General features: G+C 71.3%; 25 protein-coding genes and 1 tRNA gene. 10 read left to right on the top strand and 16 right to left on the bottom strand.

Annotated elements, in window-relative coordinates; genetic code table 11:
• Nucleotides 1–147: 147 nt before the first annotated feature.
• Nucleotides 148–224: transfer RNA gene (locus tag ACWDZ4_RS24665), tRNA-Thr, on the bottom strand.
• Nucleotides 225–401: 177 nt separating this feature from the next.
• Here ACWDZ4_RS24665 and ACWDZ4_RS24660 point away from each other — a divergent pair.
• The 3 genes from ACWDZ4_RS24660 to ACWDZ4_RS24650 all read left to right on the top strand — a co-directional run bounded on the left by ACWDZ4_RS24660 (nt 402) and on the right by ACWDZ4_RS24650 (nt 3,014).
• On the top strand, nt 402–1,538 hold the full coding sequence (locus ACWDZ4_RS24660; RefSeq protein WP_451510558.1) for an ABC transporter ATP-binding protein: 1,137 nt from the start codon (nt 402–404) through the stop codon (nt 1,536–1,538).
• Between the two features lie 238 nt (nt 1,539–1,776).
• Nucleotides 1,777–2,193, top strand: coding sequence for a hypothetical protein (locus ACWDZ4_RS24655; protein WP_344497851.1), 417 nt, complete (start codon nt 1,777–1,779; stop codon nt 2,191–2,193).
• Between the two features lie 98 nt (nt 2,194–2,291).
• Nucleotides 2,292–3,014: a nucleotidyltransferase family protein gene (locus ACWDZ4_RS24650; RefSeq protein ID WP_451510557.1), complete on the top strand. Its 723-nt coding sequence runs from the start codon at nt 2,292–2,294 to the stop codon at nt 3,012–3,014.
• A gap of 166 nt (nt 3,015–3,180) precedes the next feature.
• Here ACWDZ4_RS24650 and ACWDZ4_RS24645 read toward each other — a convergent pair whose 3' ends face one another.
• From ACWDZ4_RS24645 to ACWDZ4_RS24620, 6 genes are all read right to left on the bottom strand, one after another.
• Nucleotides 3,181–4,908: a DoxX family membrane protein gene (locus ACWDZ4_RS24645; protein WP_451510556.1), complete on the bottom strand. Its 1,728-nt coding sequence runs from the start codon at nt 4,906–4,908 to the stop codon at nt 3,181–3,183.
• A gap of 306 nt (nt 4,909–5,214) precedes the next feature.
• A complete protein-coding gene (gene rlmB, locus ACWDZ4_RS24640) occupies nt 5,215–6,171 on the bottom strand; it encodes a 23S rRNA (guanosine(2251)-2'-O)-methyltransferase RlmB (protein ID WP_344497854.1) in 957 nt (318 codons plus the stop codon).
• A 58-nt stretch (nt 6,172–6,229) separates the two neighbouring features.
• Nucleotides 6,230–7,633 (bottom strand): cysteine--tRNA ligase, encoded by a 1,404-nt coding sequence (cysS, locus tag ACWDZ4_RS24635; RefSeq protein WP_451510555.1) that lies wholly within the window; start codon nt 7,631–7,633, stop codon nt 6,230–6,232.
• Between the two features lie 193 nt (nt 7,634–7,826).
• A complete protein-coding gene (gene ispF / locus ACWDZ4_RS24630; protein WP_451510554.1) occupies nt 7,827–8,330 on the bottom strand; it encodes a 2-C-methyl-D-erythritol 2,4-cyclodiphosphate synthase in 504 nt (167 codons plus the stop codon).
• Nucleotides 8,320–9,099 (bottom strand): 2-C-methyl-D-erythritol 4-phosphate cytidylyltransferase, encoded by a 780-nt coding sequence (gene ispD, locus ACWDZ4_RS24625; protein WP_451510553.1) that lies wholly within the window; start codon nt 9,097–9,099, stop codon nt 8,320–8,322. The genes ispF and ispD overlap by 11 nt, the downstream gene beginning before the upstream one ends.
• A 323-nt stretch (nt 9,100–9,422) precedes the next feature.
• Nucleotides 9,423–9,905, bottom strand: coding sequence for a CarD family transcriptional regulator (locus ACWDZ4_RS24620; protein ID WP_006380568.1), 483 nt, complete (start codon nt 9,903–9,905; stop codon nt 9,423–9,425).
• Nucleotides 9,906–10,495: 590 nt separating this feature from the next.
• On the opposite strand from ACWDZ4_RS24620, the gene ACWDZ4_RS24615 reads away from it, so the two are divergent.
• On the top strand, nt 10,496–11,167 hold the full coding sequence (locus ACWDZ4_RS24615; protein WP_451510552.1) for a DUF461 domain-containing protein: 672 nt from the start codon (nt 10,496–10,498) through the stop codon (nt 11,165–11,167).
• Nucleotides 11,168–11,304: 137 nt separating this feature from the next.
• Here ACWDZ4_RS24615 and ACWDZ4_RS24610 read toward each other — a convergent pair whose 3' ends face one another.
• The gene (locus ACWDZ4_RS24610) at nt 11,305–11,985 is read right to left on the bottom strand and encodes a response regulator transcription factor (RefSeq protein ID WP_344497859.1); all 681 of its coding nucleotides are present in this window, start codon (nt 11,983–11,985) and stop codon (nt 11,305–11,307) included.
• Nucleotides 11,982–13,307, bottom strand: coding sequence for a sensor histidine kinase (locus ACWDZ4_RS24605; RefSeq protein WP_451510551.1), 1,326 nt, complete (start codon nt 13,305–13,307; stop codon nt 11,982–11,984). The genes ACWDZ4_RS24610 and ACWDZ4_RS24605 overlap by 4 nt, the downstream gene beginning before the upstream one ends.
• 190 nt (nt 13,308–13,497) lie before the next feature.
• Between ACWDZ4_RS24605 and phoU the strand changes: the two genes are divergently transcribed.
• Nucleotides 13,498–14,181 carry a phosphate signaling complex protein PhoU gene (gene phoU / locus ACWDZ4_RS24600; protein WP_344497861.1) on the top strand — a complete coding sequence of 228 codons (684 nt, stop codon included), beginning with the start codon at nt 13,498–13,500 and terminating at the stop codon, nt 14,179–14,181.
• Nucleotides 14,182–14,282: 101 nt separating this feature from the next.
• Entirely contained in the window at nt 14,283–14,441 is a 159-nt protein-coding gene (locus ACWDZ4_RS24595) for a hypothetical protein (RefSeq protein WP_451510550.1), read from the top strand.
• Between the two features lie 125 nt (nt 14,442–14,566).
• Here ACWDZ4_RS24595 and ACWDZ4_RS24590 read toward each other — a convergent pair whose 3' ends face one another.
• A complete protein-coding gene (locus ACWDZ4_RS24590; protein WP_451510549.1) occupies nt 14,567–14,908 on the bottom strand; it encodes a hypothetical protein in 342 nt (113 codons plus the stop codon).
• Between the two features lie 117 nt (nt 14,909–15,025).
• A complete protein-coding gene (locus tag ACWDZ4_RS24585; protein ID WP_451510548.1) occupies nt 15,026–15,787 on the bottom strand; it encodes a phosphoglyceromutase in 762 nt (253 codons plus the stop codon).
• Between the two features lie 132 nt (nt 15,788–15,919).
• Between ACWDZ4_RS24585 and ACWDZ4_RS24580 the strand changes: the two genes are divergently transcribed.
• Entirely contained in the window at nt 15,920–17,287 is a 1,368-nt protein-coding gene (locus ACWDZ4_RS24580; protein WP_451510589.1) for an MDR family MFS transporter, read from the top strand.
• A gap of 145 nt (nt 17,288–17,432) precedes the next feature.
• Here ACWDZ4_RS24580 and ACWDZ4_RS24575 read toward each other — a convergent pair whose 3' ends face one another.
• The 3 genes from ACWDZ4_RS24575 to mshA all read right to left on the bottom strand — a co-directional run bounded on the left by ACWDZ4_RS24575 (nt 17,433) and on the right by mshA (nt 20,520).
• Nucleotides 17,433–18,425 (bottom strand): LAETG motif-containing sortase-dependent surface protein, encoded by a 993-nt coding sequence (locus ACWDZ4_RS24575; RefSeq protein WP_451510547.1) that lies wholly within the window; start codon nt 18,423–18,425, stop codon nt 17,433–17,435.
• Nucleotides 18,426–18,677: 252 nt separating this feature from the next.
• Nucleotides 18,678–19,181, bottom strand: coding sequence for a YbjN domain-containing protein (locus ACWDZ4_RS24570; RefSeq protein ID WP_451510546.1), 504 nt, complete (start codon nt 19,179–19,181; stop codon nt 18,678–18,680).
• Nucleotides 19,174–20,520 carry a D-inositol-3-phosphate glycosyltransferase gene (gene mshA, locus ACWDZ4_RS24565; protein WP_451510545.1) on the bottom strand — a complete coding sequence of 449 codons (1,347 nt, stop codon included), beginning with the start codon at nt 20,518–20,520 and terminating at the stop codon, nt 19,174–19,176. The genes ACWDZ4_RS24570 and mshA overlap by 8 nt, the downstream gene beginning before the upstream one ends.
• A 168-nt stretch (nt 20,521–20,688) precedes the next feature.
• Between mshA and ACWDZ4_RS24560 the strand changes: the two genes are divergently transcribed.
• The 3 genes from ACWDZ4_RS24560 (at nt 20,689) to ACWDZ4_RS24550 (ending at nt 24,382) form a co-directional block, all read left to right on the top strand.
• Nucleotides 20,689–21,495, top strand: coding sequence for a class I SAM-dependent methyltransferase (locus ACWDZ4_RS24560; protein WP_451510544.1), 807 nt, complete (start codon nt 20,689–20,691; stop codon nt 21,493–21,495).
• 196 nt (nt 21,496–21,691) lie between these two features.
• Nucleotides 21,692–22,750, top strand: coding sequence for an NlpC/P60 family protein (locus ACWDZ4_RS24555; RefSeq protein ID WP_451510543.1), 1,059 nt, complete (start codon nt 21,692–21,694; stop codon nt 22,748–22,750).
• Nucleotides 22,751–22,999: 249 nt separating this feature from the next.
• Complete coding sequence (locus tag ACWDZ4_RS24550) at nt 23,000–24,382, top strand: PP2C family protein-serine/threonine phosphatase (RefSeq protein ID WP_451510542.1); 1,383 nt, start codon at nt 23,000–23,002, stop codon at nt 24,380–24,382.
• Between the two features lie 72 nt (nt 24,383–24,454).
• On the opposite strand, the gene ACWDZ4_RS24545 is transcribed toward ACWDZ4_RS24550, so the two are convergent.
• Together ACWDZ4_RS24545 and ACWDZ4_RS24540 are read right to left on the bottom strand one after the other, a co-directional pair.
• Nucleotides 24,455–24,799 (bottom strand): DUF2516 family protein, encoded by a 345-nt coding sequence (locus ACWDZ4_RS24545; protein ID WP_451510541.1) that lies wholly within the window; start codon nt 24,797–24,799, stop codon nt 24,455–24,457.
• A gap of 125 nt (nt 24,800–24,924) precedes the next feature.
• Nucleotides 24,925–25,512 (bottom strand): hypothetical protein, encoded by a 588-nt coding sequence (locus ACWDZ4_RS24540; RefSeq protein ID WP_451510540.1) that lies wholly within the window; start codon nt 25,510–25,512, stop codon nt 24,925–24,927.
• Nucleotide 25,513: the final 1 nt, after the last annotated feature.

The raw sequence follows: 25,513 nt of genomic DNA, 5'->3' as shown, positions 1-25,513 counted from the left end.
GCGCACAGGAGACGGTTTCCGGGACGCGAGGGTTGTACGGGAGCCGGGAAAAGCTCCGCCCAGAGCGCCCGACAGGCCGTTGCCGACCACCACCACTTCACAGAGCAAAACGCCCCGAACTTTCGAAGTTCGGGGCGTTTCCACTGGTGGAGCCCCCTGTCGGATTCGAACCGACGACCTACGCATTACAAGTGCGTTGCTCTGGCCAGCTGAGCTAAGGAGGCGCGTCCGAGAAGTCTAACCGGATCGCCCGGCGCCCCGATCGAAAATTCCGTCGTCTTCCGGCTACTGACAGGAGGAGCATCGCCAGGTAGCGTCACGGCAGGTTCACGCATGTGGACCAGACCACTCCCTTACTCGGATCGTCCGGCACGTTCCTGCCGGTGAAGGAGCACATCACCATGGCTACTGTCTCGTTCGACAAGGCGACCCGGCTCTACCCGGGATCCACCAAGCCCGCCGTCGACCAGCTCGAGATCGAGATCGAGGACGGCGAGTTCCTCGTCCTCGTCGGTCCCTCCGGCTGCGGCAAGTCGACCTCCCTGCGCATGCTCGCGGGTCTTGAGGACGTCAACGGCGGCGCCATCCGCATCGGTGACCGCGACGTCACGCACCTGCCGCCGAAGGACCGGGACATCGCCATGGTGTTCCAGAACTACGCGCTGTACCCGCACATGTCCGTCGCCGACAACATGGGCTTCGCGCTCAAGATCGCCGGCGTGAACAAGGCGGAGATCCGCAAGAAGGTCGAGGAGGCCGCGAAGATCCTCGACCTCACCGAGTACCTGGACCGCAAGCCGAAGGCCCTCTCCGGCGGTCAGCGTCAGCGTGTCGCGATGGGCCGCGCCATCGTGCGTGAGCCGCAGGTCTTCCTGATGGACGAGCCGCTGTCGAACCTCGACGCCAAGCTCCGCGTCTCGACCCGTACGCAGATCGCCTCGCTCCAGCGCCGCCTCGGCATCACCACGGTGTACGTCACGCACGACCAGGTCGAGGCCATGACCATGGGCGACCGGGTCGCCGTACTGAAGGACGGTCTGCTCCAGCAGGTCGACTCGCCGCGCAACATGTACGACCGTCCCGTGAACCTCTTCGTCGCCGGCTTCATCGGCTCCCCCGCCATGAACCTGGTCGAGGTCCCGATCACCGACGGCGGCGTGAAGTTCGGCAACAGCGTCGTCCCGGTCTCCCGCGAGGCGCTCTCCGCCGCGGCCGACCGGGGCGACACCACTGTCACGGTCGGCGTCCGCCCCGAGCACTTCGACATCGTCGAGCAGGGCGGCGCCGCCGCCGCGTCGCTCACCAAGGCCACCGCCGACGCCCCGGCCGGGCTGGCCGTCACCGTCAACGTCGTCGAGGAGCTCGGCGCCGACGGTTACGTGTACGGCAGCGCGCAGGTCGGCGGAAAGCACCAGGACCTGGTGGTCCGCGTCAACGGCCGCGCCGTGCCGGACAAGGGTGTCGAGCTGCACGTCGTGCCGCGCGCGGGCGAGATGCACGTCTTCTCCTCGTCGACCGGCGAGCGCCTCAGCGACTGACGAACGGCTGACGAACGGCTGACGAGCAACCGACGAGTGACTGACATCAGCGCGTGCGAAGGGCCCCGCACTCCGGTGCGGGGCCCTTCGCACGCGCCTCGGGTGTCGACAAATACCCCGGCATAACAGCCATTTCGGACTCCGTGCGTCAACACGCATTCGAAAAGTTCCCTCGAACCATCCCCCGCAAGGGTGACTAAATGTCGCCAAATCATTACCGCCCGCTACGCTCGCTCGCGTGACCCACACAGCCCGCCGAATCGGCCGAAGTCTCGCTCTCGTCCTGCCCGTCGTCCTGGTGCTCTCCGGGACCCTCGCGGTCACCCGCGTCCCGTGGTCCACGAGCGGACCCGAGTCACAGGTCCTGACCGCGTCCTCCGAGAAGGTGAACGTACGCGCCAAGTCCCGCGCCCCGCAGGACATCCTGCGCGACAAGCTCCTCCTCGAACTCCAGGAGAAGGACCCCGGCGTCGCGCTCACCCACCTCCAGCGCGAGGTGGAGCGGCGTCCTTCGCTCGCCCAGCACTGCATGTCGATCGCCCGCTCGCTCGGCCGCGCCGCGGTGAACCAGTACGGTCCGACGCGCGCACAGTCGTTCTCCCGCCCCGTCTGCGACACCTCCTTCGCCTCCGGCGTGGCCCAGCAGACCGGCTGAACGGCGGCCGGGCCGACCGAGCAGACCGAGCAGCTGAGAGGCTGACCAGAGCCGGGCACCGGCGGGCCGTCGACGTCCCGCCGCATATCGTGCCCCGTATGACTACGTCTCCGTCTCCGACGCAGGCCGTGATCCTGGCAGGCGGCCAGGGTTCGCGGCTGCGCCCCTACACCGACGACCGCCCCAAGCCGATGATCGAGATCCCGGGCACCGGGACCCCGATCATCGGCCATCAGCTTTCCTGGCTGGCCGCCGAGGGCGTGAGTGACGTGGTCGTCTCCTGCGGCCATCTCGCCGGCGTCCTCCAGGAGTGGCTGGACTCCGCCGAACTCCCGCTGCGCGTCACCACCGTGGTGGAGACGGAGCCGCTGGGCCGCGGCGGCGGCCTCAAGTACGCCGCCGCGCACCTCCCGCACCCCGACCGCCCCTGGTACGCCACCAACGGCGACATCTGGACGCGCTTCTCGCTGCGCGACATGGCGGCCTTCCACACCGAGCGCGACGCCACCGCCACGCTCGCCCTCGCCCGTCCCCGGATCCCCTGGGGAGCCGTCGAGACGGACACCTTCGGGCACATCACCGACTTCATCGAGTCGCCGCCCTCGCCGTACCTCATCAACGCGGGTGTGTACGTCTTCTCCGCGGCCTTCACAGGGCTTCTCCCGGACCGGGGCGACCACGAGCGCACCACGTTCCCCCGGCTGGCCCGAGAGCGCCGTCTGGCGGGCTTCCCGCTGCCGCAGGGGGCGTACTGGCGGGCCATCGACACCGCCAAGGACCTCACCGAGGCCGCCAAGGAGCTCTCGGCCGCGCGCGGTTGAGCCCTTCCGTACCCGCACCCATACCCGCACCCATACCCGCACGCGGACCCATACCCGCACGCGTACGTACGCCGAAGGCGAAGGGCCCGGCGCACATCCGTCCATCCCGTGCGCCGGGCCCTTCGCCTTACCTGCCGTACGTGCCGTAGTTGCCGTACGTGGCGGCCTAGCCGAGCAGGCCGCCGATCACTCTGCCCTCGTTGCCGCCGCTTCCGCCACTGCCGCTGCTCCCGCCGCCGCCCGTGGTGGAGCCGCCCGTGGTGGAGCCTCCGGTGGTGCTCCCGCCCGGGGTGGAGCCGCCGGTGGCGGAGCCGCTGGTGGTCCCGCCGCTGCCCGCGCCGCTGGACGTCGGTCCGGCGCTGGTGGCGGGCGCCTGCGGCGGTGCGGGCTGCTGCTGGGGCGGGGCCTGGCCCGCCGTGCTGCCCTGCGTCCGGCTCGGCTGCTGGGCGCCCGCGCCGGCCGTACCGGCCGTGACGGTCTCGCGGACCGCGCCCGGGGTCGTGACCCCGGCCGAAGGGGCGGCGGAGCTGCTGGCGGAGGGGACGGGCTTGCGGCTCGCCGGCGGCTGCGAGGAACGGGCCTTGCCGCTGCCGGTCTCCCGGGGGAGCGGGGCTCCCGGCAGGTAGTTGGTCGGGTCGTCGTTCGGGCCGGGCACGGTCACCATGTCCGAGGAACGTACGGCCCCGCCCAGCATCGAGCCGACGAGCAGCGTCAGTCCGACCACCAGGGAGGCGACGAGGGCGCCGCGCCGCAGTACGCGCCGCCGCAGCTCCCACAGTTCGGAGCGCGGCCCGAGCTTGCGCCAGGCTTCGCCGGCGAGGCGGCCGTCGATGGAGTAGACGGGCGCGCCCGCGATGATCAGCGGGGACCAGGCGGCGAGGTAGATGATGTCGGGCGCGTCGTACGCCGGTACGGTCTTCCAGCTCACCGTGACGAGCAGCGCGACGGAGAGCAGCGTCCCGAAGCAGGCGGCGACCCGCTGCCACAGCCCCAGCACCGTCAGCACGCCGACGACGACCTGGAGGAACGCGACGGTCAGGCCCGCGCCCACGGGGTGGGTGAGCGCGAAGTCGCGCAGCGGTTCGGCGAGGGTCCAGGGGTGCAGCGAGTTGAGCCACTTGACCATCGAGCCGCGCTCGCCGCCGTCGAAGTAGACGGGGTCGCAGAGCTTGCCCATGCCGGCGTAGATGGAGATGAAGCCGAGGAACACCCTCAGCGGCAGCAGCACCACACCGAGGTTCATCCGCCGGCCGGGGTAGTAGCCGTGCCGGACGGCGGTCGCCTCGGCGGCCCGGCCGCGCGCGCTGTCCTCGCCGTACGCCCCGTCCTCGCCGGAGTCGCCGTACTCGTCGAACCGGTCGTCCGGGTAGGTGCCTCCGGTGTCCGGGCCGGGGTCGTCGTAGGCGCCGACGGCCGGCCTCGTCCGGGGCAGCATCTGCGTCCTGGGCGGCTCGGGGCTGCGCGGCCCGATGACGGTGGGGAGCGCCGCCGTGTCCTCTGCGCTCTCGCCCGCGTCGCCGACGGAGATCCGGGAAATGACCTGCGTGGCGCCGCTGTCGAGGCGCTCGCCGCCGACCGAGGAGTTGCGTACGGCCTGGAGCAGTCCGGTGGCGCCGGGGTCCCCCGGCTCGGACTTGCCGCTCCAGACGACGGGCGCCCGGCGCCGCACCACGGCCTTGATGTTCCCGGCCGGGAACCGCCCCGTGTCCCCCAGGCCGGCGCCCACACCGCCCGCTCCCGCGTACGGCGGAACGGGCCGCCTGCTCTGGGCCGGGGCGAACTGCACGCGGAAAACGGCGTGGTTGGCGGTGACCTGCGCTGGGTCGCAGGGCACCTTGACCATGCTCAGGACGGGCTGATCGTCGGTCCCGGGTGTTCTGGTGTCCACACTCATCTAACCGAGTGATGGGCGTTTAGGACACTGCCTTGACGCTCTCGATCTGTCCGAGACCCGTCAAGCCACCCTTACCGGGCAAAACACCCGTTCTCGCTCCAGCGGTCCCAGGTGGGCCGGCGCCGGACCGGCGCCTGCGCTGCGCCGCCCGTCTCCCGGAGCACGGTGCCCGCCGCGACACCGGCGCTCAGCGGCGTCCCTGTCTGCCGCCCCCGCACCGCTCCGCGGGCTTCGGCCGCCCGCGACGGACGCCGTCCGTCGGCGCAGAGCCGGCCGGAGCCGCACCCGGGCACGCCCGGCGCCGGATCAGCGCCTGCGCTGCGCCGCCTCCCAGAGGACGATACCCGCCGCGACACCGGCGTTCAGCGACTCAGCGCCGCCCGGCATCGGGATGCGGACCAGGTAGTCGCAGGTCTCGCCGACGAGGCGGCCCAGGCCCTTGCCCTCGCTGCCGATGACGATGACGACCGGGCCGCCCAGCTGCTCCAGGTCCTGGACCGTGTGCTCGCCGTCGGCCGCCAGGCCCACGACCGTGAGGCCGGCCTTCTGGTAGCCCTCCAGGGCGCGCGTCAGGTTGGTGACGCGGGAGACCGGCGTGCGGGCCGCCGTACCGGCGGAGGACTTCCACGCACCGGCCGTCATGCCCGCCGCGCGGCGCTCCGGCACGACCACGCCGTGGCCGCCGAACGCGGAGACGGAGCGGACGATCGCGCCGAGGTTGCGCGGGTCGGTCACGCCGTCGAGCGCGACGATCAGCGGGTCCTCGTGCTTGTCGTACGCCGCCGAGGTGAGGTCGTCCGGGTGCGCGTACTCGTACGGCGGGACCTGGAGGACGAGGCCCTGGTGGTTCAGGCCGTTCGTCATCCGGTCGAGCTCCGGGCGCGGGGCCTCCATCAGGTTGATGTTGCCGCGCTCGCCCGCGAGCTGGAGCGCCTCGCGCACCCGCTCGTCGTTGTCGATGTACTGCTGGACGTAGAGCGTGGTCGCCGGGACGCCGTCGCGCAGCGCCTCGAAGACCGGGTTGCGGCCGACGACCATTTCGGACGTGCCCTTGACGCCGCCGCGGCGCGGAGCCGGGCGGCGGACCGCGGCCTGCTTGGCCTTGGCGGTGGCGATGCGGTTCTTCTTGTGCTTCTTGCGTGCCTCGGCGGGCGGCGTCGGGCCCCTGCCCTCGAGGCCCTTGCGCCGCTGGCCACCGCTGCCGACCGTAGCGCCCTTCTTGTTGGACGTGCGGCGGTTCCTGCGCTGGCTGTTCCCGGCCATGACCTGTTACCTGTTCCGTTGCTTCAGACGTGCGTACGTATAAGGGAAAGTGTGCCGGTCAGCGCGGACCGAGGGTCCATCGCGGGCCCGACGGGCTGTCCTCGATGACGAGGCCGGTCTGCTGGAGCTGGTCGCGGATCGCGTCGGCCGCGGCCCAGTCCTTGCGGTCGCGGGCCGACTGGCGCTGGTCCAGTACGAGGCGTACGAGCGTGTCGACGACCCCGTGCAGGTCTTCGCCGCGCTCCGTGCCGCCGCCCGACCACTGCTCGGCGAGCGGGTCGAGGCCGAGGACGCCGAGCATCGCCCGTACCTCCGCCAGCCGCGCGACGGCCTCGTCCTTGTCGTCGGCGGCCAGCGCCGAATTGCCCTGGCGCACGGTGGTGTGGATGATCGCGAGCGCCTGCGGGACGCCCAGGTCGTCGTCCATCACCTCGGCGAAGGCGGGCGGGACCTCGGCCGCGGGCTCGACGTCGCCGCCGGCCTTCTCGACGACGCGCTGGACGAAGCCCTCGATGCGCGAGAAGGCGGACTCCGCCTCGCGCAGGGCCTCCTCGCTGTACTCGATGGTGGAGCGGTAGTGCGGCGTACCGAGGTAGTAGCGCAGGACGATGGGCCGCCACTGCTTGACCATCTCGGAGACGAGGACCGAGTTGCCCAGCGACTTCGACATCTTCTCGCCGGCCATGGTGACCCAGTGGTTGTGCACCCAGTACGTCGCGAAGTCGTCGCCGAACGCCTTGGCCTGGGCGATCTCGTTCTCGTGGTGCGGGAAGATCAGGTCGATCCCGCCGCCGTGGATGTCGAAGGCGGAGCCCAGGTACTTGTGGGCCATCGCGGAGCACTCCAGGTGCCAGCCGGGGCGCCCGCGTCCCCACGGGGTCTCCCAGCTCGGCTCGCCGGGCTTCACGGCCTTCCACATGGCGAAGTCGCGCGGGTCGCGCTTGCCGGTCTCGCCCTCGCCGGAGGGCTGGAGGAGGTTGTCCAGCTCCTGGTTGGAGAGGGCCAGGTAGCCGGGGTACGAGCGGACGTCGAAGTAGACGTTCCCGTCGGCCTCGTACGCGTGCCCGCGCTCGATGAGGCCGCGCATCATCTCGACCATCTCGGGGACGTGGCCGGTGGCGCGGGGCTCGTAGGTGGGCGGGAGGCAGCCGAGGGCGGCGTAGCCGTCGTTGAAGGCGCGCTCGTTCTCGTACCCGATGGACCACCAGGGGCGGCCCTGGTCGGCCGACTTCTTGATGATCTTGTCGTCGATGTCCGTGACGTTGCGGATGAACGTCACGTCGTAGCCCCGGTAGGTGAACCAGCGGCGCATGATGTCGAAGTTGAGCCCCGACCTGATGTGCCCGATGTGCGGGGCGGCCTGCACGGTAGCGCCACACAGGTAGATCGAGACGCAGCCCGGAGTGAGCGGGGAGAAGTCGCGAGTCTGCCGGGCGCTGGTGTCGTACAGCCGAATAGTCACCCCACCAGGGTAGTGGGCGGACGGCAGTGCCCAGCGACCCTTTCCGGTACGGGAGGGTCGCGGCGCGGCGGCGCCCTCCGTGCCGTTTCGCCCGTACCGGCCGAGCGGCTCCTGCGGAGCCTTCCCCGCCCCGCCTCTTCCCGCTGTGCCGTGGTGCGGCTCCGCCGCGTGGGGGCTCCGCCCCGGACCCCGCTCAGGCCGTGCGGACGACCAGTGCCGTGGCGATCGCCGCGAGGCCCTCGCCGCGGCCGGTGAAGCCGAGCCCGTCGGACGTCGCGGCCGACAGCGAGACCGGCGCGCCGGCCGCGGCCGAGAGCACCTTCTGCGCCTCGTCGCGCCGCTTGCCGATCTTCGGGCGTACGCCGACGACCTGGACGGCGACGTTGCCGATCTCGAAGCCCTCGGACCGTACGATCCGGGCGGCCTCGGTGAGCAGCGTGATGCCCGACGCGCCGGACCACTCGGGGCGGCCGGTGCCGAAGTGCGCGCCGAGGTCGCCGAGGCCGGCGGCGGAGAAGAGGGCGTTGCAGGCGGCGTGCGCGACGACGTCGGCGTCCGAGTGGCCGGCCAGGCCGGGCCCCTCGCCCTCCCAGAGCAGGCCGCCGCACCACAGCTCGCGGCCCTCCTCGAAGGCGTGGATGTCGGTTCCGATGCCGACCAGCGGCAGCGGGGGGAGCGAGGGGGTGTCAGAAGCCATCGTTTGCCCTCCTGCGGGCGAGTACCGCCTCGGCCAGGACGAGGTCCAGCGGCCGGGTCACCTTGAACGCCTCTTCGTGGCCGGGTACGACCACGACCTGCACGCCGAGCCGCTCGACCATCCCGGCGCAGTCCGTCGCGCCTTCGCCCTTCGCCGTGATCGTCTCGTGGGCGCGGACGAGGGTGGCGCGGTCGAAGCCCTGCGGGGTCTGCACGGCGCGCAGCCGCGCCCGCTCGGGCGTGGCGACGACCGGTTCGGGCTCGTCCTTCTCCCCGGGCTCGACCTCCTTGACGGTGTCGGTGAGCGGCATCGCGGGCACCACGGCGGGCGCTCCGTCCCGTACGGCCTCGACGACGGCGTCGACGGTGTCGACGGGCACGAGGGGGCGGGCCGCGTCGTGCACGAGGACGGTGGTGATGTCGTCGGGCAGGGCGTCGAGTCCGAGCCGCACCGATTCCTGGCGCGTCTCACCGCCCGGTACGACGAGGAAGTCCGTCCGCTCGGGCAGCGCGTGCTCGGCGAGGAGGTTCTTGACCTCGGCGGCGCCGTCCGGCGGGGCCACCACGACGACGAGCGAGACGGCTCTGGAGTTGGCCATGGCCCGTACCGCGTGGATCAGCATGGGGGTGCCGCTCAGCGCGCGGAGTGCCTTGGGCGCGCCGGGGCCGAGCCGCACGCCGCGGCCGGCCGCGGGGATCACGGCGGCGGTGCGCGGGGTGGATCTCGGGGTGGACTGCGGAGTGGACGTGTGGCGCGATTCGTCTGTCATCGATAGCTCCGGGGCCGACAGCTTCGGGAACGGGTTCGGGTCCGCCAGGTTTGTGTCCGCGGCCTACGTGGGTATGGCCTGGGGGTGCCCCCGGCCGAAGGCTGGGGGAGTGCCGGGCACGACGCCTCGACCGGCCCCTTCCGTGACGACTGGTCGAGCCGGCTGCCGGGTCCGGCAGGCCGGAGCACCAGGGACGGTCCGATTCAGGGGCGCACGGGAACGAGACATGCCGCAGCGCCCGGCGACAAGGGCTGGACGGCCTTGTCAGCGGGCACCACGGCATCGTTGCTGGGTATCAGGGAAGGAGCCCCTGCGACCCGGAGTCAGGACGCGAGGACCTCGTCGAGCAGAGCCTCGGCCTTGTCTTCATTCGTGTTCTCCGCGAGCGCGAGCTCGCTCACCAGAATCTGGCGCGCCTTGGCGAGCATGCGCTTCTCACCTGCGGAGAGACCGCGCTCACGCTCACGGCGCCACAGGTCGCGTACTACCTCAGCGACCTTGATGACATCACCGGAGGCGAGCTTCTCGAGATTTGCCTTGTAGCGTCGGGACCAGTTCGTCGGCTCTTCTGCATACGGTGCGCGGAGCACCTCGAAGACCCGGTCGAGACCTTCCTGACCGACTACGTCGCGTACACCGACGAACTCCGCATTGTCCGCAGGCACACGAACAGTCAAGTCACCCTGGGCGACCTTGAGCACCAAGTAGGTCTTGTCCACGCCTTTGATCTGGCGAGTTTCGATAGCCTCGATCAGCGCGGCCCCGTGATGGGGATAGACCACGGTGTCGCCAACCTTGAACGTCATGTGACAGGTACCCCTTCCGTGGCTATCCAGAGTAACACGGAAACGGCTTCTTCTGAATGGCGTTTCCGCAGGTCAGGGCATATCTCGGGGCTTGACAACAGCGACAGGAACGTGCTGCGCGGGCCTTCCGGAAGCGGGTATTCGCAGGTCGGAGCGGCTGTGCGGGCGGAGAGAAACGCGTACGTTACACACATCACGGGACCCGCCGAAGAGGCCGAACGTCCCGTTTTGCCGGTTTCCGGGCGGTGAACTTGGTGTACTCCGTTCGGCGCCCGGTCACCCGTTCGGCCCGAATCCGGAATTGATCACGTGCGGCTGTGATCAATTCCGGGGCCTCCCCGCATTCCTTACAGATAATCCGCACTCGGGGCGCGCTCCCGCCGCTCCCCGGATATGTGAACGGCGTACGGAACAGGCCGCCGGTCCGGTACGGGCCGGTACGGGCGGGCGGGGTGGGGCGGGTCGGGTGCGAGGGCCGGTCGACGGCTCGGTAACCTAAGCGCGCCGACACACCCTTGGGGCGGCTTCACGTCGCTCGCACCTGATGGGTCCGCCCGTACGTCCGTCCTCTGACAGGAGATGCCGCCCCCGTGAGCCGCAGCCTTCGACGCGGTGCCCTCGCCGCCACCGCCATCGTGTTCTCGATCGCTTCGCTCGCCGCCTGCGGAGCGGGCAACGACGCGCAGTCGCTGCAGATCAGGCCGGACAACGCCGCGACCGCCGTCGACGACATCAAGATCCAGAACGCGGCGATCGTCACCCAGCCGAAGCCCGACGCCGAGGGGCCCGCGGTCGTCACCGCGACGCTGTTCAACAACGGCGCCAAGGCCGAGACGCTCGAATCGGTCAAGCTGCCCGGCGCGAGCGGCGAGGTGAAGCTCAAGCCGGCCAAGGGTGCGGGCCCGGTGTCCGTGCCCGCCGGCGGGTCGCTCGTCCTGGGCGGCGAGGGCAACGCCTCCGCCGTGATCGAGAACGGCCGCGAGGCCGTGGAGAACGGCGGCACGCAGCCGGTGGTCTTCGAGCTCAGCGAGACCGGTGCGGTGGAACTGCAGGCGCTGGTGTTCCCGGCGACGCACTACTTCAAGGACTTCGGCCCGAGCGAGCTCCCGAAGCCGCCGGTCACCACCGCGACCGCGAGCCCCTCGGGCACTCCGGGGACGGCAGGCGGTGCCGCGGGCGCCACGGCGTCGTCGACGCCGCAGAACGGCTCCTCCGGGGAGGCCGCGGACGACGACGCCGAGGAGCACGGCGCGGAGCACTGAGGCCCGTACGGCCACAGCGGACAGCACGCACAGGGGCGCCCCGCCGGTTCGTACCGGCGGGGCGCCCCTGTGCGTGGACGGTCCCGGTCCGCGGCTTCCCGGTCCGCCGCGTCCCGGTCCACGGCGTCTGTCTCGGTCTACGGCTCGAACTTGTACCCCAGGCCGCGGACCGTCACCAGGTAGCGCGGCGCTCCCGGGTCGGGCTCGATCTTGGCCCGCAGCCGCTTCACGTGGACGTCGAGGGTCTTGGTGTCGCCCACGTAGTCGGCGCCCCACACCCGGTCGATCAGCTGCATGCGGGTGAGGACCCGGCCCGCGTTGCGGAGCAGCATCTCCAGGAGGTCGAACTCCTTCAGCGGGAGGTCGACCTTGCCGCCGCCGACCGTGACCACGTGACGGTCGACGTCCATGCGGACCGGACCGGCCTCCAGGGCCGCCGGGGTGACTTCCTCCGGCTCTCCCCTGCGGCGCAGGACCGCGCGGATGCGGGCGACCAGCTCGCGCGAGGAGAAGGGCTTCGTGACGTAGTCGTCGGCTCCTATCTCCAGGCCCACGACCTTGTCGATCTCGCTGTCCTTGGCGGTCACCATGATGACCGGGACGTTGGAACGGCTGCGCAGCTGGCGGCAGACCTCGGTGCCGGGCAGGCCGGGGAGCATCAGGTCCAGCAGGACGAGGTCGGCGCCGTTGCGCTCGAACTCGTCGAGCCCGTCGGGGCCGGTGGTCGCGATGGCGACCTCGAAGCCCTCCTTGCGGAGCATGTAGGACAGGACGTCGCTGAAGGATTCCTCATCCTCGACGACGAGCACTCGGGTCACGGAAGGACCTCCGGGGCAGGAATGGGTTCGCGATCAGTGGTCTTGTGCGGGCCGACTTCGTCGTCTGCGGACTCGTCGACGTCGTCGTCCGGGATGTCCGGGGCGTCCGGGGCGGCGACCGGTGACCGGTCGCGCGGCGCGGCTGCTTCGGGCAGCCGCAGGGTGAAGGTGGAGCCCTGTCCCTCAGAGCTCCACACCGTGACCTCCCCGCCGTGCGAGGCGGCCACGTGCTTGACGATGGCGAGACCCAGGCCGGTGCCGCCGGTGGCCCTGGAGCGGGCCGGGTCCACGCGGTAGAAGCGCTCGAAGATCCGGTCGCGGTCCTTCTCGGAGATGCCGATGCCCTGGTCGGTGACGGCTATCTCGATCAGTCCCCCGGAGCCGAAAGCCTGGGAGGCGCCCCCGGCGCCGGGCGCGGAGATCCGGCGGCCGGCGATGCCGACGCGGGTGCGGGCCGGGCTGTAGTTGACGGCGTTCTCGACGAGGTTGCCGAGTGCGGCGGCGAGCTGGCCGCGGTTGCCCCAGACGTACAGGCCCGAGGTGCCGCCGGCGGCCATCGTGATGTTCTTGGTGGACGCGGCGTGGCGGCTGCGGTCCATGGCCTCGGCGACCAGTTCGTCCACGCGGACCGGCTCGGCGTCCTCCAGCGGGTCGTCGTTCTGGACGCGGGAGAGGTCGATGAGCTCCTGGACCAGATTGGTGAGGCGGGTCGCCTCGATCTGCATGCGGCCCGCGAAGCGGGTGACCGCCTCGGGGTCGTCGGAGGCGTCCATGACGGCTTCGGAGAGCAGCGAGAGCGCGCCGGTAGGAGTCTTGAGCTCATGGCTGACATTCGCGACGAAGTCGCGCCGTACCGCTTCGATGCGGCGGGCCTCGGTGAGGTCCTCCACCAGGAGCAGGACGAGGCGCGAGCCCAGCGGGGCGACGCGGGCGGACACGGCGAGGGCCTCGCCGCGGCCCGTGCCGCGACGGGGGAGGTCCAGCTCGACCTGGCGTATCTCGCCGTCCCTGCGGGTGTCGCGGGCCATGTGGAGCATGGGGTCCACAGCGAGCTTTCCGCCCCGGACGAGCCCGAGGGCGTACGCCGCCGAGCTGGCCTTGACGACGCTGTCGCTCTCGTCCAGTACGACGGCGGAGGAGCGGAGCACGGACAGCACGGTGTCGACGCCCGGCGGCAGCACCGCGTTGATGTCGGGGCGCAGCGAGGACCGGGTGGGCCTCGACTGCTCGCGCTCGCTCCAGCGGAACGTCAGCACGGCGACCACGCCGGTGCACAGACCGGCTATCGCTGCTGCTGCGGCGACTGCCGCGTTCACGTCCATGCACCCAGGTTATGCCGGGGCGATGACACCGCCCCAGCCAAAAGGGTGGCCGCTCGAACACTCGTCGCCCAGAGTTCACCGAGGTGACGGAGTTGGTTCACTTGGGATGCCGGAAGCGGACGCGTAACGGACAGAACGTGGGAGCGTGGGGTTCAGAGGTTGACCTCAGAAGGACAAGAGAGGGACTTTCATGCGCGACGCGTACCACGAGGAACTTGACTCGATCGGCGAAGCCCTGGTCGAGATGGCCCGGCTCGTCGGGTCGGCGATCGGGCGGGCCACCACGGCCATGCTCGACGCGGACCTGAAGCTCGCCGAGAGCGTGATCGCCGCCGACCAGAAGGTCGACGACCTCCAGCACGACCTGGAGGCGCGCGCGATAGCCCTGCTGGCCCGCCAGCAGCCCGTCGCGACGGACCTGCGGATCGTCGTCACCTCGCTGCGGATGAGCGCCGACCTGGAGCGTTCGGGCGACCTGGCCCAGCACGTGGCGAAGCTCGCCCGGCTGCGCTTCCCGGCCTCGGCCGTACCGCACGACCTGCACGCGACCATCCTGGAGATGGGCCAGCTCGCGCAGCGCCTGATGGCGAAGGCGGCGGAGGTCATCACCACGAAGGACGTCGACCTCGCGCTCCAGCTGGAGCACGACGACGACGAGATGGACCTGCTGCACCGCACGCTGTTCCAGCACCTGATGGACGACCGCTGGAAGCACGGCATCGAGACGGCGGTCGACGTCACGCTGCTGGGCCGTTACTACGAGCGTTTCGCCGACCACGCGGTCTCGGTGGCGAAGCGCGTGGTGTACCTGGTGACGGGTGAGCACGCGGACGAGATCCAGGCGGCGGCCGCCACGCCCCCGCAGGGCGAGTAAGCCCGGGAATTGCGCGTGTGCGCCGTTGATGCGCCCGCCCCCGTGGGCATCCAATGGGCAGCAGCAGGAGTACGCCGCGTGCCTCTTCGAGGAGGATCCCCATGGCCGATTCCCCTATATCCCGTTCCCCGCAGGACGCACCGGCCGAGGCGGTCCGCCTGCCCGCGCTGCCCGTCCTCGGCGCCTGCGGCTGTGGCTCCGGCTGCGGCTGCGGCTGCCAGTCGGGCGCGCCGTGCCAGTGCGGCGGCTGCAGCGGTTAGTGCGGTCGGCACTGCCGGTGTTGCCAGTGCTCGCGGAAAGGGCCCCGTCCGGTGAGGACGGGGCCCTTTCTGTTCGCACGGGTCTGCACGGGTCTGTACGGGTCTGTACGGTCCCGTAACCGGACCTACACCCGGCCGCCTTCGTCGTACCGGCCGTACCGGCCGTCCTCGTCGCGCTCGTCGCGCTCGTCCCGTTCGTCGTCCTCGTCGTCCTCGAGGCCGAAGTTCTCCGGCACCTCCAGCATCGCCTCCCGGAACTCGGGCCGCGTCTCCTCCATGGCCGCTTCCCTGAAGAGCGCCGCGAGTTGGCGACGGTCCTCGGTGGAGAGCCTGCCGAGGTTGTAGGCGACGTCTTCGAACCAGGTCGTGGCCAGGTCCGGATCGATTTCGTCCTGGTCCGTCATGTCGATGGCCGTGACCAGCTGCGCCATGGCAGTGGCCAGTGTGGTCAGCAGGGTGTCGCTCATACTGTGCTCTCGCCTCTTCGCGTACTTCTCGGACCGCAGGAAACCTTCACGCCGCGTCACGCAGCACCGAGCCCCCCGACGCGGGACATCCGCGGCAGGGGGCTCGATCCGTAGGTGTTACTTCTTCTTGCCCTGGTTCTTCACGGCTTCGATGGCGGCCTTCGCGGCCTCCGGGTCGAGGTACGTGCCGCCCTTGGTGACCGGGCGGAAGTCGGCGTCGAGCTCGTAGTAGAGCGGGATGCCGGTGGGGATGTTCAGTCCGGTGATGTCCGCGTCGGAGATGCCGTCGAGGTGCTTCACCAGACCGCGCAGCGAGTTGCCGTGGGCGGCGACCAGGACGGTGCGGCCCGCGAGGAGGTCCGGGACGATGCCGTCGTACCAGTACGGCAGCATGCGCTCGACGACGTCCTTGAGGCACTCGGTGCGCGGGCGCAGCTCGCCGGGGATCGTCGCGTAGCGCGGGTCGTCCGACTGGGAGAACGGCGCGCCGTCCTCCAGGACCGGCGGCGGGGTGTCGTACGAGCGGCGCCAGAGCATGAACTGCTCCTCGCCGAACTCGGCGAGGGTCTGCGCCTTGTCCTTGCCCTGGAGGGCGCCGTAGTGGCGCTCGTTCAGACGCCAGGAGCGGTGGACGGGGATCCAGTGACGGTCCGCGGACTCCAGCGCCAGCTGGGCGGTGCGGATCGCGCGCTTCTGGAGCGAGGTGTGCAGGACGTCGGGCAGCAGGCCGGCGTCCACGAGCAGCTCACCGCCGCGTACCGCCTCCTTCTCGCCCTTCTCGGTGAGGTTGACGTCCACCCATCCGGTGAACAGGTTCTTCGCGTTCCATTCGCTCTCGCCGTGGCGGAGGAGGATCAGCTTGTACGGTGCTTCGGCCATGCGCCCGAGCCTAATCCACGCGCCACGATTGACGCCTGCCGTCAATTGACTGGCACCCCGGAGCAGGGCACTTGTAAGTTGCGATTATTCGCTGAGCCGCTTACATCCCTGGGGGGAAGCCCGATGGCCACCATGTCCGTGAAGAGCTTGGGACGGGCCGCGCGCGAGAGCGTCGCCGGGCTTCCCAAGGAGTTCTGGTGGCTGTGGACGAGCACCCTCGTCAACCGGCTCGGGGCCTTCGTCGCGACCTTCATGGCGCTGTATCTGACCCTGGACCGCGGCTACTCGGCGTCGTACGCCGGACTCGTGGCCTCGCTGCACGGGCTCGGCGGCGTCGTCTCCTCCCTCGGCGCGGGCGTGATGACCGACCGGCTCGGCCGGCGTCCCACCCTGCTGGTCGCGCAGACGTCGACCGCCTTCTCGGTGGCGCTGCTCGGCTTCATGGAGCACCCGGTGGCGATCGCGGCCGTCGCCTTCCTCGTCGGCATGACGAGCAACGCGTCGCGCCCGGCGGTGCAGGCGATGATGGCGGACATCGTGAAGCCCGAGGACCGGGTGCGCGCCTTCTCCCTGAACTACTGGGCGATCAATCTCGGGTTCGCGATCTCCTCGGCGGGGGCCGGGTTCATCGCCGAGTACAGCTATCTGGCGGGTTTCCTCGGCGAGGCCGCGATGACGCTGGTGTGCGCGGTGCTGATCTTCGTGAAACTGCCCGAGTCCAGGCCGGCACGGGTGATGGACGCGGCGGGCAGGCCGGCCGAGCCGGACGTCGGGCTGGGGACCGTACTGCGCGACAGGCGTTTCATGGGCGTGGTCGGGCTGTCGTTCGTCATCGCGCTGATCTTCCAGCAGGGGTACGTCGGCCTGCCGGTGGCGATGGGCACGGACGGCTTCACCAGCGCCGACTTCGGCATGGCGATCGCGGTCAACGGTGTGCTGATCGTGGCCCTGCAGATACCGGTGACCAGGTTCATCGAGCACCGGGATCCGCGTCGGCTGCTGATCGTCTCGTCGCTGCTCGCGGGGTACGGCTTCGGGCTCACCGCTTTCGCCGGGTCGATCGCCGTCTACGCGCTGACCGTGTGCGTCTGGACGCTGGCGGAGATCGTGAACTCACCGACCCAGACGAGCCTGGTGGTGCGCCTGTCGCCGGTGCACGGGCGCGGCCGCTACCAGGGCATCTACACGATGTCGTGGGCGGCGGCGGCGCTGGTCGCCCCGCTGATGTCCGGCTTCCTGATCGACCGGTACGGGGCGGAGTGGCTGTGGGGGGCCTGCGCGGTGCTGGGGACGGTGGCGGCGGCCGGGTACTGGCTGCTGATGCGGAGCCTTCCGGCGGATGTGAAGGCGGAGGGAGCGGTGGTGGAAGCGGCGGTCGTGGAGACAGCGGTGGCGGAAGCGGCGGTCGTGGAAGCGGCGGTCGTGGAAGCGGTGGTGGCTGCCTCCGCCGCCGGTACGCGGGAGCAGGCGGCGAAGCCCGGGGCCGGCACCCGGGGGTGAGGGGCGAGTAACGCGCCTGCGAGCAGGGTCGGATGGGGGAGGCCGAACGCGGGGAAGGGGGCGCGTTCAGTGCGTGCGGGTACGCGGAAGGGGTACGGCGGGCGATCCGCCGTACCCCTTCCGGCAGGTGAACTGCTGTCAGCTGTCAGCCGCGACGCGTTGCCTGACGGCGCCGCACGGCGAAGAGGACTCCGCCGCCGGCGGCGAGCAGGGCGGCCGCACCGGCGACGGTGACGCCGACGTTGCTGCTGCCGGTCTCGGCCAGCGGGCCGGTGGAGTCGTCGGATCCCGGGTTCGCGGGGGCCGACTCGGACGGCGCGTCCGAAGGGGAGGCCGTCGCGGATTCACTGGCGGGGGCGGTCCCGGCCTCCGTGGGCGTCGCCGGCTCGGACGCCGCGGGCGTCTCCGTCGCGGGGGCGGTCTCCGTCTCGGCCGGAGTCTCCGAAGGGGTCTGCGACGGGGTGTCGGAGGGAGTCGCGGACGGGGTCGCGGACGGGGTCCCGGGGGCCGGGACCTCCTGCTTGGTGCAGTCCTTCGTGCCGCCGTTCCAGGCCGCGATCAGCTTGTCCTTGATGACCGGACGGCTGGGGCCGACCGGCAGGTCCCCGTGCTCGAAGCCGTCGTTCGCGTCGGTCCTGCCGTCGTACTTGACGCTGCCGCGGTAGAGGTCGACCTGGGCGAAACAGCCCACGTCCGGCACCGCGATGTCGAGCGTGTCGACCGCGCCGTCCTTGACGTTCACGGTGTCGAAGTCGTGGAAGACCTGCTCACCGGAGGTCTGCCACGTCGCGCCGTGCGTACGGTAGGAGGCGAGGGAGGCCGTGCACGACGCCGCGTCCGCGGCGGCCCGGACCTTCACGTGCACCTTGCCGTCGTCGGACGGCTTGAGGTTGAGGTCGTCGACCCGGACAGAGGCGTTCCACGCCTGCCCGTCGAGAGAGAACTCGCAGCGGTCGGTCGCGGTCTTCACCCCTGCGCCCGTGCCCGGCTTGTACGCGGCCTGGGGACCGTTGTCCCACCCGTTGCCGCCGGGGGAACCGGTCGCGTGGGCGGAGGCGACGACTGCCGTGGACAGGGCGAGAGTTGCTGCGCCCACCCCCGCCAGGCGCCACAGGGTGACACGACTCGCTATGGACATGCGGAATCCAATCATGGCTTCACAACGCCCGGCCGAGCGCTCGAGGCAGCGGGAACTGCCGGGAAGAGAGAAGAGCGACGCCGCACCGGGCGAATGGTCGAGGAAGGCACAGAGGCGCACGCCGGGACACTGCGGCCCCAGCGGCAAGAGGCATATTTGTTCTCAGCGCATGCCCCTGTCAACTGTCGCGCCGTGCGCGGGGCCTTCGGCGGTCCGCCGAAGCCGGTCGGGGACGGCCGGGGACGGTCGGGATCAGTCGGCCGCGGGCCGGGTCAAGTGCGTGAACGCGTCCAGGTTCCTGGTCGACTCGCCGCGCGACACCCGCCACGCGTACTCCCTGCGGATCGCGCTCGCGAAACCCAGCTCCAGCAGGGTGTTGAAGCTGCCGTCGGCCGCTTCCAGGACGCTCCCCAGCAGGCGGTCCAGCTCGTCGGGGGTCACCGCGGAGAGCGGGAGCTTCCCGGCCAGGTAGATGTCGCCGAGGGAGTCGATCGCGTAACTCACCCCGTACAGGCGCAGGTTGCGCTCCAGCAGCCAGCGGTGCACCGCCGCGTCGTTCTCGTCGGGGTGACGGATCACGAAGGCGTTGATCGAGAGGGAGTGCCTGCCGACGATCAGGGAGCAGGTGGTGGACAGCTTGCGCGTGCCGGGGAGGGTGACCACGTACGAGCCGGGCTCGGGGCTCTCCCACTCCAGGTCCGCGTCCTTCAGCGTCCGTTCGAGCGTCTCGGCGGCGGTCTGCCGTGCGTCAGCCATGGTGCGAGCGTACGCGACGGCGGTGTTCGTGCATCGCGGCCGTGTACACGTCGGCCGTGGCGGACGCGGCGGTGTCCCAGCCGAAGGACTGCGCGTGGCGGGCGGCCGCCGTGCCCATCCGGTCCACCAGGCCGGGCTCGTCGATGAAGCGGCGCAGCGCGCGGGCGTATCCGGCCGGATCGTGGCCCTCGACGAGGATGCCGGTCTGCCCGTCCCGTACGGCGACGGGCAGACCGCCCACCGCCGCCGCCACGACCGGTGTGCCGGACGCCTCGGCCTCTATCGCGACCAGGCCGAAGGATTCGCTGTACGAGGGCATGACCAGGACGGATGCCGCCCTGAACCAGTCCGCGAGGCGGTCCTGGCCGACGGGCGGGCGGAAGCGTACGACGTCGGCGATGCCGAGGCGGGCGGCGAGCTTCTGGAGGCCCTCGGGCTTGGCGAGGCCGCTGCCGCTGGGACCGCCGACGACCGGCACGACGAGCTTCGAGCGCAGCGACGGGTCCTCGTCGAGGAGCACCGCGACCGCGCGCAGCAGGATGTCCGGGGCCTTGAGCGGCTGGATGCGGCCGGCGAAGAGCGCGACGACCGCGTCCTGGGGCAGGTCCAGGCGGTCGCGGGCCGCTGCCCGGCCGTCGGCCGGACGGAAGCGTTCCAGGTTCACGCCGGGGTGTACGACGGCGACCTTGCCGGGGTCGGCCTCGTAGAAGCGGGCCAGTTCGTCGGCCTCCTCCGCGGTGTTCGCGATGAGGCGGTCCGCGGCGCGCACGATCTGCGTCTCGCCGATGACGCGCGCGGCCGGCTCGGGCGTGTCGCCCTCCGCGAGCGCGGCGTTCTTGACCTTGGCCATGGTGTGCATGGCGTGCACGAGGGGGACGCCCCAGCGCTCGGCGGCGAGCCAGCCGACGTGCCCCGAGAGCCAGTAGTGGGAGTGGACGAGGTCGTAGTAGCCGGGGCGCTGGCCGGCCCAGGCCTGCATCACGCCGTGCGTGAAGGCGCAGAGCTGCGCGGGCAGCTCCTCCTTGGCGAGGCCCTCGTACGGTCCCGCGTCGACGTGGCGCACCAGCACGCCGGGCGCGAGCTCGACGCTCGGGGGCAGGCCGCCCGTGGTCGCCCGGGTGAAGATCTCGACCTCGATGTTGATCGCGGCCAGGCGCTTGGCGAGCTCGACGATGTAGACGTTCATGCCGCCCGCGTCGCCCGTTCCCGGCTGGTGCAGCGGGGAGGTGTGGACGCTGAGCATGGCGATGCGGCGCGGCTTGCGGTGGTGGCCGCCGGGCAGCCTCAGGCGGGGCGGTGTCGCCAGTGTGCCGGCGAGTCGGGAGACGTACTGGCTCACGTCGACGGTCCTCCTCGCTCGGGCATGACGGAGAGAGGGTGTGAGGCCCTCCGTTGAGCGCAAACATCGGAATGCCTCCTTCCAATTTCCGCTTTGCCAAATCATTACTCAATCCACCTCGACCTTTACGGGTCCGGACGGGCGTTTTCCCTCGCTTACCCTCGCTTCATGGCCTCCCGTACTTCCCCCTCGCGCCCTGTCGGCGCCGTGACCCGCGGGACGACCAACCCGAACCGCCTGCGCCGCATGGACCGCTGGATCGCCGCCGTGCACGGCCCCGAGCTGCGCCGCAGCCACGATCCCGTCGCGGTCGACCTCGGATACGGGGCCGCGCCCTGGACCGCCGTCGAGCTGCTCGGCCGGCTGCGCACCGCCGTGCCCGCCGCCGAGGTCGTGGGCATCGAGATCGAGCCGGCCCGGGTCGCCGCCGCGAAGCCGTACGAGCGCGACGGCCTCGCCTTCCGGCACGGCGGCTTCGAGGTGCCGCTGCCCGGTGGCCGCCGCCCCGCCCTCATCCGGGCGGCGAACGTGCTGCGCCAGTACGACGAGGGGGAGGTCGCCGCCGTCTGGGCGCGGCTGTGCGGGCGGCTGGCGCCCGGCGGGCTGCTGGTCGAGGGGACGTGCGACGAGATCGGGCGGCGGCACGTGTGGGTCGCGCTCGGGGCCGGGGGGCCGCGGACGGTCACCTTCGCGACCCGGCTCGGGTCGCTGGACCGGCCGTCGGACCTCGCGGAGCGGCTGCCGAAGGCGCTCATCCACCGCAATGTGCCGGGCGAGCCGGTGCACGCCTTCCTGCGGGACTTCGACCGGGCGTGGGCGGCGGCCGCTCCGTACGCCTCGCTCGGCGCCCGGCAGCGCTGGATCAAGGCCGTGCGCGACCTCTCGGCCGACTGGCCGCTGGCGGACGGGGAACGGCGGTGGCGGCAGGGCGAAGTCACGGTGGACTGGGCCGCTCTCCAGCCCCGCACCGCCTGAAACCGGTCCGGATCTTCTCGGACGAGTGACTGCCGGAGGGGAACACGGCCCGTCGGCCGTTCGTCAGAAACCTGTGGGCGGGGACCCCTGTCGTTTTGACGGACGACATGGCAGCATCGCGGCATTGAGACCTAAGTTACTGACGGTAAATCACATGTGGATGTGTGATCTGGGATCTGGGATCCGGGGGGAGCTCGTGAACCGACGTCGCAGCGCCGCGAGCGCGATCGTGCTGGTCTGCGCCTTGGCCGTGCCGGCCTTGCCCGGACAGGCGTACGCGGACCCCAGGCCGCCGAGGAGCGAGCAGCGCCTCCAGGAGGTGCGCGGCGAGATCGACGCCCTCTACCGCAAGGCCGCGGCCGCCACGGACGCGTACAACCTCGCCGAGGAACGCGCCGAGAAGCAGTCGTCCGAGGTCGAGGAACTGGCCGAGGAGATCGTCAAGGGCGAGAAGCACATCGAGAGGCTGAAGAAGCGGGTGGGGGCCGAGGCCAGCGCCCGGTACCGCAGCGGCGGCCTGCCGCCCGAGGCCCACCTGATGCTCAGCAACGACCCTCAGCACTTCCTGGACGGGGCGAGCCGGATCCTGGAGGGCCAGCAGGCGGCCAAGTCCCTCATCGCCGAACTGTCGCGGGCCCAGGACGACTTGGAGGCGTACACCCAGGACGCGACCTCCCAGTGGAAGAAGCTGGAGTCCCACCGCAAGAAGAAGGAAGCGGCGAAGAAGGAGATCAAGAAGCAGATCTCCGCCGCCGAGAAGCTGGAAGCGACGCTGGAGAAGGAGGAGCGGGCACGGCTCCTCAGGATGGAGCAGGAGGCGCAGCGCGCGGCGCAGACCGCCTGGCTGGACTCCGGCGCCCTCAAGGCCACCGGTGACACGGCGGCGCGGGGCGGCGAGGCGACGCGGGACGGCGAGGCGGCTGTCGCGTACGCGATGGCGCAGATCGGCAAGCCGTACGTCTGGGGAGCCGAGGGGCCGGGCTCCTTCGACTGCTCGGGGCTGACGGCGCAGGCGTGGCGCGCGGGGGGCCGTGCCATACCGCGCACGTCGCAGGAGCAGTGGAGGCAGCTGCCGCGCGTCGACGTGAAGGACATGCGGCCCGGCGACCTGATCGTCTACTTCGACGACGCCAGCCACATCGGGATGTACCTGGGCGACGGCACGATGGTGCACGCGCCGCGTCCCGGCCGGGACGTGACGGTCGCCGGGGCCGGTTCGATGCCGATCCTGGGCGTCGTACGTCCGGACAAGTAGCGGCGGCCGAACGGGCGGGGCGCAGGGGCGGCCGAACGGGCGGGGCGCGGGGGCGGCGGGGCGTGATGTTCGTCATGACCCCGCACCCCGCCGACCCCGCCGGATGCGTTGCGGGAGACGGCATGTGACGCCGGCGGTCTTCCGCACGGCATTCCGTTGCGGTGCCCGGTGACGCTATGGTCCCCGTTTGGCGGAACGTCGATCGGCGTGCCGCCGCACCCTCGGGGGGAGGGAAGGAAACCGAGACCGATGCCCGTACCCGTACCGCGGCAGCGTGAGAACCCGGCCGTGGAGCACGGTCAGGCCGTCCTGCCGAGGCAGCAGCACGCCGGGAGCAGCCCGGAGACCGCGGCAGCCGTCGCAGCACCGGCAGCCGCGGGCCGCGCGGCCCCGGCGGCTCCGAAAGCCCCGGCGGCTCCGACAGCCCCCGCCTCCCCCGCCGCCGTCGCGTCCGCGCCCAGCAACGACCTGACCCTGCTGGTGATCGAGGGTGACCCGGCGGGGACCTTCACCGTCCCGTCGCTGCTCGACGCCGCCGGCACCCGGGTCCGTATCCGCACCGCCCGCAACCTCACCGAGGCCGAGCGGCTGCTCACGGACGACGTGCACTGCATCCTGCTCGACCTGGCCCTGCCGGGACCCGCCGGCGAGGACGGGGACGAGCTGGCGACGCTGCGGCACGTGCTGCGCCTCGCGCCCCGGCACCCCGTTCTGGCGCTGACCGCCGAGGCCGACGCCGAGCGGGCCGCCGAAGCGGTGCGTGTCGGCGCCCAGGACTACCTCTTCCGCGACGAACTCGACGGCCGCCAGCTCAGCCGCGCCATCCGGTACGCCGTCGAGCGCAAGCGCGCCGACACCGCGCAGCACAAGCTGGCCGAGTCACGGCTGCGCGCCCAGGAGAACGCCCGTCTGGAGCGCGGCCTGCTGCCCACCCCGCTGCTGGAGGGATCGAACCTGCGTTTCGCCTCCCGTTACCGGCCGGGGCGCTCGCGCGCCCTGCTCGGCGGGGACTTCTACGACACGGTCCGCACCTCCGACGGCACGGTCCACGCGATGATCGGCGACGTCTGCGGCCACGGCCCGGACGAGGCCGCGCTCGGTGTGGAACTGCGCATCGCCTGGCGGGCCCTGACCTTCGCGGGACTGTGCGGCGACGAGCTGCTCTCCACGCTCCAGCAGGTCCTGGAGCACGAGCGGGAGAGCGAGGAGATCTTCGCGACACTCTGCACGGTCGACATCGCGCCGGACGGACGGCGGGCCGGTCTGTGCCTGGCCGGTCACCCGTCCCCGCTGATCGCCCGCCAGGGCCGGGCCGCACAGCTTCTCCCGTACGAGGACGGGGGGCCCGCACTCGGCCTGCTGCCGCGCGCCCGCTGGCCGCGCCGCCAGGTCGAACTGGGCGGCTCCTGGAGCCTGATGATGTACACGGACGGCCTGATCGAGGGCCGCGTCGGCCCGCCGGGCTCGAAGCAGCGGCTCGGGCAGGACGGAATGGTCGAGATGATCAACCGTCAGCTCGCGGCCGGACTCGGCGGCGAGGACCTCCTGGAGGCCGCGGTCACCGAGGCACGGGACCTCAACGGCGGTGAACTGACCGACGATGTGGCGCTGCTGCTCCTGGACCGGGGCTGAGCGGCGCCTGTCCCGGGCGGGCCGGCCCGGGACAGTTCCAGCCGTGGCAGCCGTGACTGACGCCCTGGCGCCCTAACGCCCGCCGTTGTACGGCCCGTACGGACCGTCGCTGCTGCTGCCGCCCCTGCGGCCGCCGCCACCGCCGCCGCCCGATACCTGCCGGACCGCGGGCCGTACGTCGACCATGAAGACGATGGTCGCGACCAGACCGGCGATCTGCAGGAACAGCATCGGGACGAACAGGTTCACGGCGACCGTGACGCCCAGCAGGACCAGCCAGAAGACCTTGGTCTGCTTGTCGGCGGCGCGGTACGCGTCCTCGCGGGCCGTCACGGCGAAGAACAGCGCCACCACGGCGAGGACGAGCATGGCGAGGTTGATCAACCACAACAGAGTGCCGAATGCCGAAAGCAACATGCTGTACACCGCCTAAGAGTGGATGAGCGCCTCGCGGCCAAGGTACCCGGACAACGAGCCGGACACCCATAAAGGTGCCCGGCTCGCTCTCGTATCGCCCGCTTGCCCTGTCCGCCCGGCTTGCCTTACTTGTCGGCGGCCGGGGTGGCCGGGGTGGCCTTCTTCGCCGGAACCTTGCGCGCGGTGGGCTTCTTCTCCGGAGCGGCCTTGGCCTCGGCGGCCTTCGGCTCGTCCGCGTCCGCCTTCTTCCCGGTCTCCGGGGAGGGCTCGACGGCGATGGCGATCTCGTTGATCTCCTCGGCCGCCTCGCCGCGCCAGGTCTTCACGCTCTGCTCGCCGTGCTCGGCGACCTTCTCGTACGTCTCGCGCGCCTTGACCACGTACTCGGCGGCCACTCCCACGCTCCGCAGCGCGAGGTCCTGCGCCTGCTCGCCCAGCTTCTTCAGGTCGGTGTCGAGCGCGCCGAGCACCTCGGTGACCTTCGCCTGGACGGTGGCCTGGGCCCCCTTGGCCTGGGTGGCCACCCGGTCCTGGACGGTCTTCGGGTCGGTGTTGCGCACGGCGTCGATACGCGCCGGGGCCTCGGCCCGCAGCTGCTCGATCAGCGCGGGCACCTTCTTCGCCTGCTGTACGGCGAGGTCCGCGGTGCCGGCCGCGAAGTAGAGGGGGGTCGGGTCGGTGAGGGTCTTGCGCAGGTCATCGGTGATGGCCATG

The organism is Streptomyces sp. NPDC003016, assembly GCF_053591455.1.
The sequence above is the reverse complement of the archived record's forward strand: the minus strand, read 5'-3'. Positions and strand labels throughout refer to the sequence as shown.